At 36.4% G+C, this 2,303-nt stretch carries 4 protein-coding genes and 1 pseudogene; all 5 read left to right on the forward strand.

The genetic code is table 11. From position 1 onward, the window contains the following. A pseudogene (locus BUB92_RS11625) lies at window positions 1-288 on the forward strand (hypothetical protein); the annotation flags it as partial. 137 nt (window positions 289-425) lie between these two features. Further along, window positions 426-857, forward strand: coding sequence for a hypothetical protein (locus BUB92_RS10975; RefSeq protein WP_073093594.1), 432 nt, complete (start codon window positions 426-428; stop codon window positions 855-857). Between the two features lie 4 nt (window positions 858-861). After that, window positions 862-1,254, forward strand: a complete 393-nt coding sequence (locus tag BUB92_RS10980) for a helix-turn-helix domain-containing protein (protein WP_073093596.1) — start codon at window positions 862-864, stop codon at window positions 1,252-1,254. Window positions 1,255-1,259: 5 nt separating this feature from the next. Then, window positions 1,260-1,706: a hypothetical protein gene (locus tag BUB92_RS10985; RefSeq protein WP_073093598.1), complete on the forward strand. Its 447-nt coding sequence runs from the start codon at window positions 1,260-1,262 to the stop codon at window positions 1,704-1,706. 44 nt (window positions 1,707-1,750) lie between these two features. Continuing rightward, window positions 1,751-1,921 (forward strand): hypothetical protein, encoded by a 171-nt coding sequence (locus BUB92_RS11450; protein ID WP_200774271.1) that lies wholly within the window; start codon window positions 1,751-1,753, stop codon window positions 1,919-1,921. The last annotated feature ends 382 nt before the right edge of the window (window positions 1,922-2,303 follow it).

The following is a 2,303-nucleotide window of genomic DNA, read 5'->3' on the forward strand; positions in this document are numbered from 1 at the left end:
AATATACCCGGGGATTATGAGTATTTATTTATTGCGACGACTATATATGTATTTAATAAAATAGATATAGATCTGGAGGAACTGATGGAATACGCGAGAGAATTAAGGCTTGAGAGGAGGGAAGATATAATGACTTTAGCGGAAAGATTGAGGAGAGAAGGAAGAGAAAAGGGAAGAGAAGAAGCGGCGATAAATGCGTTGAAGGAAGGACTAGATGTAAAACTTATTGCCAAATTTACCGGGCTTTCGGTAGAGAGGATAGAGGAGTTAAAGAAAAAGCTGAATTAAAAAGTACAGGGGGACGGTATAAATGCGGGACAGCACAAAAGAACCGTCTTCTTGTGTCTTTGTGCCTTTTTAAAATTTAATCTGTATAAATTATAACTTATAGGTTATAATTTATACAGGCTAGGGGATAATGATAGATGGGAGAACATTTTAAGAAGGTAATAAACATCGATAAATTTTATAAGTCGGGATATATAATAGCACATCCTGCCTGGGAAGAAGATGTAATGGACTTAATAAACAGAAGTGGAATAGCAAAGGATTTTGCCAGGAAACTGCGTTTTAATCTTAGGATATTAGAGCAATTTAAAAAGGAAAGTGTTCACCATTCTAGTTTTGAGCAATTGAAGCATATTGATGATGACTTTGCTATCTATTCAATGCGTTTTAAAAATAAGCTTAATATCAGAATTCTTTTTACCTTTATGCATATTAATGGTAAGGAAAAGGCAGTTCTTTTGCTTGCTTTTTCCGAAAAAAGTAAAGGCAAAAAAGGAACCAGCTATCAGGATGTGATCCCTGAAGCGATAAAACGTTTAAAGGATATAGAATGCCGGGAAATGGAGTGAGTAAATGATGAAAAGGATAGAATTAAAAAACCCTTATGATATTATTGAGCGACTGGCAGGGGATGAAGAAAAGAAGCGATTTGAACTGGATGATATATTATTTTCTATTGCTGCCAAATTGCTGGACTATCGCATAAAAAACAATTTGTCCCAGACTCAGCTGGCTAAAAAGCTTGGAGTATCTCAGGCCATGATTTCCAAACTGGAAAGCGGAGAATACAATCCAACTATTGAAAAATTATGGGATATATCACAAAAGATGGGCTGGAGATTTACGGTAAAATTTGACGAAACACCTGAAGCAGGAAATGAGGAATGGGATATTAAGGATAAATCTGTCATTTTGCCTGATTTTAATATGTCTGCAGATATCAACATATGGGCTAAAGGAGCGTAGTTTTTATGGATGTGGAAAAAATAAAAGCTGATTTTCAAATAGAGAGCAGTGCCATAAAAAATGTAATCCTCAAGGTAAAACATGTGCCGGATAAAGGGGAAAAGATAACCTATCATCTAGATGTGGATTATAATATACTTAATTTGGAAGAATCCGATTCTGCTTATCATGGGGATCTGGAACTTTTTATCGAGATAAAAGCTAAAAGCGGAAGGAAAAATATACTGGAAATAAAACTGGAAACTGAGGCTCATTTTAAAGGAAATAAAAAGAAGATAAGTTATGAGCAGTTCAGGGATATGCTGGAACTGAATGGATTAGCTACTTTATCCCATTTATCCCGCTCCTATATACTTGCTTTTACGGCTCTTTCGGGAATTAATCCGCCTGTGAGAATGCCTTTGCTTAATATTCATGCTTTGCGCGAAATGAAGAACATAGAAAAACATTAAAATTTGCTTTGAATGGCATACTCCCTGAGAGGAGGGAGGATTTAATGACCTTAGCGGAGAGATTGATGAGAGAAGGGATGGAGAAAGGGATAGAAAAAGGGAAAGAAGAGGCGGCGATAAATGCGTTGAAGGAAGGACTGGATATAAAACTTATTGCCAAATTTACCGGACTTTCCGTAGAGAGGATAGAGGAGTTAAAGAAGAGCCTGAATTAAGGGTACCTGAGCAAAAAATCAGATGCCAGGCAGATCAAAAGAACAGACCTGGTATTTTGAAAAAAAGAGTAATACATTTCGACAGATAGACTGGATGTGGGTACAATTTGCCCACTTTTATTTTTATGAAAGCCTGTTTTCAGGCTTTTTTAAGGGGTTAACTGATAAAGTCAGGAAAAGGGGACGGATTGCTGAATAACACAAAAGCGCCGTTCCCGTTTTGTTTTGCAGGAAAATGAGAATTAGTGGAGAATTTACAGAAATAATGGAAAAAGCATACATAAAATCTCAGGAAATGGCATTATTTCCGGGCAGGGTTTAAAGATGACAATCTCTTTCTGATTTAAGGGAGATGTGAGGTATATGAGAAAGCAGATTCAGG

It is taken from the genome of Thermosyntropha lipolytica DSM 11003 (genome assembly GCF_900129805.1).
Taxonomy (GTDB): Bacteria; Bacillota; Syntrophomonadia; order Syntrophomonadales; family Syntrophomonadaceae; genus Thermosyntropha; species Thermosyntropha lipolytica.